General features: G+C 27.3%; 5 protein-coding genes. 3 read left to right on the forward strand and 2 right to left on the reverse strand.

Translation table 11 applies throughout. The annotated features are described in order from the left end of the window. Window positions 1-339 precede the first annotated feature (339 nt). The 3 genes from IAA47_09765 to IAA47_09775 are packed head-to-tail and all read left to right on the forward strand — an operon-like array spanning window position 340 to window position 3,138. Window positions 340-1,536: a replication initiation protein gene (locus tag IAA47_09765; GenBank protein MBU3843247.1), complete on the forward strand. Its 1,197-nt coding sequence runs from the start codon at window positions 340-342 to the stop codon at window positions 1,534-1,536. 9 nt (window positions 1,537-1,545) lie between these two features. Next, window positions 1,546-2,409, forward strand: coding sequence for a hypothetical protein (locus IAA47_09770; protein MBU3843248.1), 864 nt, complete (start codon window positions 1,546-1,548; stop codon window positions 2,407-2,409). A gap of 9 nt (window positions 2,410-2,418) precedes the next feature. After that, on the forward strand, window positions 2,419-3,138 hold the full coding sequence (locus IAA47_09775; GenBank protein ID MBU3843249.1) for a hypothetical protein: 720 nt from the start codon (window positions 2,419-2,421) through the stop codon (window positions 3,136-3,138). Between the two features lie 154 nt (window positions 3,139-3,292). Here IAA47_09775 and IAA47_09780 read toward each other — a convergent pair whose 3' ends face one another. Together IAA47_09780 and IAA47_09785 are read right to left on the reverse strand one after the other, a co-directional pair. Next, window positions 3,293-3,571: a type II toxin-antitoxin system YafQ family toxin gene (locus tag IAA47_09780; GenBank protein ID MBU3843250.1), complete on the reverse strand. Its 279-nt coding sequence runs from the start codon at window positions 3,569-3,571 to the stop codon at window positions 3,293-3,295. Further along, window positions 3,564-3,824, reverse strand: coding sequence for a type II toxin-antitoxin system RelB/DinJ family antitoxin (locus tag IAA47_09785; GenBank protein ID MBU3843251.1), 261 nt, complete (start codon window positions 3,822-3,824; stop codon window positions 3,564-3,566). Before IAA47_09785 ends, IAA47_09780 begins: the two co-directional genes overlap by 8 nt. Window positions 3,825-4,747 lie beyond the last annotated feature (923 nt).

The following is a 4,747-nucleotide window of genomic DNA, read 5'->3' on the forward strand; positions in this document are numbered from 1 at the left end:
ATTTTTTTTTACATACTTTTCTAGTATGTTTTATATATTTTAATATTTTAATATTTACAGCCGATTTTGTTTAAAATCAAAACGTCTAAAAATGGCTAAAAATCAAGCTTTGAGAGAAAGTGTTCAAATGAAGTATGGACAAATTGCTTGTTTGTTATGGACAAATTGCTTGTTAACTATGGACAAATCGCCAGTTAACTATGGACAAATTGCTTGTTAACTATGACACTAAAAAAAATGTTGTCATAATTTAAAAATGATGTTATAATTCCTTTAATTAAGATGTATGACATATTATTTTTAAAAAGTCATAAATGTTTTAAAATGTTAGGAGGAATTATGAAAAATACTAATGATTTAATTTTTAAACCAAATGAACTCATTGAGGTTGTGAGTCGTCCTATCTCTATTTTAGGACTAAGAGCTTATAATTCTATTTTAAAAAGATTACAAGAAGAAAATACTGATAGAATAGTTATATCTCCGTCAGAAATTCTCAATGAAATAGGAGCTACTAATTCATATGATGAATTATATCAATACTTGGACGAGCTACAAAAGACACAAGTAAAATCTATTGATAAGAGAGGAAAAACTTGGGGAAGTTTTGTTCTAATATCTGAATTTAAAAAACTTGATGAAGGGATTTTTGTAGCAGTTCCCCCCACTATTTTTAACGTATTATCTAAAAATAATAAAAAACAAGAGGAATTATACTACACAACATTAAAACTCTTGGAAGAAAAATCTTTCAAATGTTCATATTCAATTATATTTTTTGAAATATTCAAAAAATATGAAAAAATAGAACTACCAAAATATAGTCTTGAAACTTTAAAAGATTTAACTAAAACACAAGATAAATATAGGGTTTATGCTGATTTTAAAAAAAGAGTTCTTGCTCCTGCGATTAAAGAAATAAATAATTTTAATAAAGAGTTAGAATACTCTTTTGAAGAAATATATACAGGAAGAAAAGTAACAGATATTCAATTCTTTAAGAAATTTAAACCAAAATCAAAAATAATAGATGCTGAAATAATGGGAGAAGTTACTCTATCAGAAAAGCTTTTGAAAGCTATCAAGAAAGCTAAAAAAAGCATTTATCTCAATAAGAGTTATTCTGATAAAGCTATGAAAAAACTTTTATCAAAATATGATGAAACCTTGATTATTAGAGCATTAGAAGAGAGTTCAAAATATAATCAAGAGATTAAAAGTTTTTCTTCTCTAATGACTGCTAAAATTGAAGATATTAAAAATTCTTCAAATAAAGCTATCGAAGAAAAAATTGATAAAGTAACTACTACTGCTCCAAAAAGAAAGAAAAAAGAAATTACCGAAGATAATATCGCTGATATTTTTGAAAATGAAGAGAAAATTGAAAAATTAAAAGAATTGCTTTCAAAACAGGCTAAAGAGCAAGGAAAAATCAATGATATGTCTAGTTCGATTATAAAAGCTTGTAGAACTAGAGAAGATATTGAAATGGTTGCTAACAATCTTAAAATAGAGCTAAATTTAGAATTATTCTAGGGGGCTAAGATGGCTAGAAATAGAGAGAAAAAAGGGTCGCTTCTTCATCAAGTTAAGACTGCCTTAGATGAGAAACTAGCAATAGGAGAATCCAAATTCGAGGATAAAAAAATTGGAGCTACTGCTGATAAGATATATTCTTGGAATACCTACAGAACTTATCTAAAACATAATATATATTTTATCCAATGGGCTAAAGAAACTTATCAAATTAAATCTTTAGACGAGGGAAAAAAATATGTTAATGAATGGCTAGAAATGAGAGAAAAACAGGGGTTATCTGCCTATACTGTGAAACTTGAAACTTCTGCTCTAATGAAATTATATAACATTTCATCAGATGAGATATATAAATCAAATGCTAGATACAGGGCTAACATTCAAAGAAGTCGTGGGGAAAAAGTGAGAGATAAGCACTTTTCTGAGGAAAAACACAAAGATTTAGTAAAATTCTGTCGTGCAACAGGACTTAGAAGAGCTGAACTACAACAACTTAGAGGAACTGACTTAATCGAAATAGACGGAGAGCCTTTTATTTGTGTTTCTAGGGGTGCCAAAGGGGGTAGGCATAGAAATATACCTCTTGCATTTGAAAAAGACTTTATACAGGCTCTAATGAGGTCAAAAGGTGAGGAAAAAGTTTTTGAAAAAGTACCTAATGGAGCAGATATTCACTCTTACAGGGCTGAATTTGCTACAAGACTATATAAAAAACTTGCTAGGGATATAGATTCTCTTACCAAGAGTGAAAAATATCATTGTAGAAAAGATTTAAAAGGGGTCTGTTATGATAAAAAAGCTATGTTGGAAGTTAGTAGAGCTTTAGGACATAATAGAATATCAGTAATTGCAGGGCATTATATTAGAAAATAGGGGGATTTTATGAAATTTCAAGGAAAAAATTTTTTCTTAGAATATGCTGAACATTCTGAAGAATGGACAAAAGCAACCCTCACAAGAGAAGAATTTGAGGATTTTAGAGAAAAAGAAGAAAAACTAAAAAAAGTTACTGCTGAAAATAGAGATAAAGATTTAGAGATAACTAGACTAGAAAATATTATCACTAAAATAAAAACGGAAGTTGAAACATTTAAAAACGAGCAAACGCTCTTAAAATCAGAGCTAGAGAAAAAAATCTCTCTTTTAGAAAATCAAAATAAGATTCTAACTTCCCAAAATGAAAATCTTTTGAGAATAAACAGGGAAAGAAGTAATGCAGAGAGAAAACTTTATCCTAAAAAACTCCATAATGGATATATAGTTCTTCATCAAGAAAGTTATAATAAAATCTTTAGCTTTAAAGTTAGAGGAGATATGAGAGGAACTTTCAAAAACTATAGTTATAATTTATTATTATATAAATACAGACTTGAAACTCCGTATTTATGCAACATAGAGCTTGATTCTGTAAAAAAATTAATAATTCAAGATTTGAAAAAATACTATCACTTGGAATATTTGAAGGAACTTCCTAGAAGTGCAGGATTTTTTGAACAGATAGATTTTGAGAAACTTTTATTAAATCTGAAAATATCAACATCAGAGAGATTTTACTTCATTGAATTTTCTTCCAATGTTCTTATAAAAGAAAAAGAGAGCTAATACTCTCTTTTTTTTATTTCTCAAAACCTCTCAAAATCAATATTTTTGAGCCATACTCTAATACCTAAAAGTCTTTAGACACCCCTTAAAAGACGTTTTACAAGGTCGACAAAATCACTAAAATTAAGGTTTTATGAGAATTTACCATTTTTCTTTAAAATAAATCACTATGTGTTCCTGTCCTCATTAATTCTAAGATTAATCTATCATTTTCAATCTTATAAACCAATAACCAATCAGGCTCAATGTGGCACTCTCTTACTCCCTTAAAATTCCTTGAATTAACAAGTTGATGGTCTTTATATTTTATTGGTAGTGGCTCTTGTTTTTGTAATAATTCTACTACTTTTTCAAATTTTTTACTGTCATACCCTCTCTTCATCATCAACTTAAAATCTTTTTTAAATTGATTGGTAAATTCTAGTTTAAGCATTTAGAGCCTCCATAAGTTCTTGAACTGTTTTGTAAGGGCCATTCAAATTTTCTCCTCTTTCAACTTCTTCTATAACTTTTAAAGTTGTTTCATTAGGCTCTTTTAATTTTAATTCAAAAGGAAATCCATGTTCTCTAAGAACAGTTTTCATAAATATATTAATAGCTACAGACATATTTAAACCTAATTCTTCACATATTGAGTTAAATTCTTTTTTTATTTGTTCATCAGTTTTTATAGTTATACTAGCCATACTATCATCTCCTATTATTATGATATAATATTACTTTATTATAATAATATTATAACAAAATTATACTAAATTTTCCATTTTATTTTTTCTTTTTTTGATTTTGGTAACACGATTATTGCAGACGGCTAGTTTTGTCAATCCCCTTGCCTTTAGGTAAATAATTTTGGAACAAAATTATTTACCTAAAGGCAAGGGGATTGAACAAAAGCTTCCAGCCCGTCTGCTATCGTGTATTTAACCAAAATTCAAAAGAAAAAAATTGCATAATCCCCCTTTAATAAGGGGGGGTTTTTAGTAGAAACTAAAAACTTCCTTTTTTGTTTACAAATTATATAAAAATGACGGTTACTCATATATTTTTGTATGAGTAAACGGATATTTTTGACATATTTTAATTTTTTTGCTATAATGATAATATCTAAATTTAATATATTTTATGGCTAACTGCTAACTTCCAAAAATGGAAGTAGCTCAAATAAGATAGCTGAGAGTTATATTACAGTTGACGCCTTTGCTGATGTAATCTAACAATCTTATTTGATAAGTATCGTAAAACTTTAGTTGAGTAATCTTTTTGAAAAACTAAATCCTATTTTAAATAGGTTGATATGATGAGATTTCATAAATCTTTAAATTGTGAGGAAGTAATACATTTCCTAAAGAGTATTCAAACTATTACCTGTTTGAAAAAATTGGTTGAGTAAAACTTAAACTTTAATTAAATAATTTTTTAATCTGCTTACTTTCAAGAAAAAGTATCTTGAGAATTATGCGATTTTTTGTAATTTTTTAATTTTTTTTTACATACTTTTCTAGTATGTTTTATATATTTTAATATTTTAATATTTACAGCCGATTTTGTTTAAAATCAAAACGTCTAAAAATGGCTAAAAATCAAGCTTTGAGAGAAAGTGTTCAAATGA

It is taken from the genome of Candidatus Fusobacterium pullicola, assembly GCA_018883725.1.
Classification (GTDB): Bacteria; Fusobacteriota; Fusobacteriia; order Fusobacteriales; family Fusobacteriaceae; genus Fusobacterium_A; species Fusobacterium_A pullicola.

Coding starts and splice junctions, on each gene's coding strand:
- IAA47_09765 (MBU3843247.1), top strand. CDS start 340: ATGAAAAATACTAATGATTTAATTTTTAAACCAAATGAACTCATTGAG.
- IAA47_09770 (MBU3843248.1), top strand. CDS start 1,546: ATGGCTAGAAATAGAGAGAAAAAAGGGTCGCTTCTTCATCAAGTTAAG.
- IAA47_09775 (MBU3843249.1), top strand. CDS start 2,419: ATGAAATTTCAAGGAAAAAATTTTTTCTTAGAATATGCTGAACATTCT.
- IAA47_09780 (MBU3843250.1), bottom strand. CDS start 3,571: ATGCTTAAACTAGAATTTACCAATCAATTTAAAAAAGATTTTAAGTTG.
- IAA47_09785 (MBU3843251.1), bottom strand. CDS start 3,824: ATGGCTAGTATAACTATAAAAACTGATGAACAAATAAAAAAAGAATTT.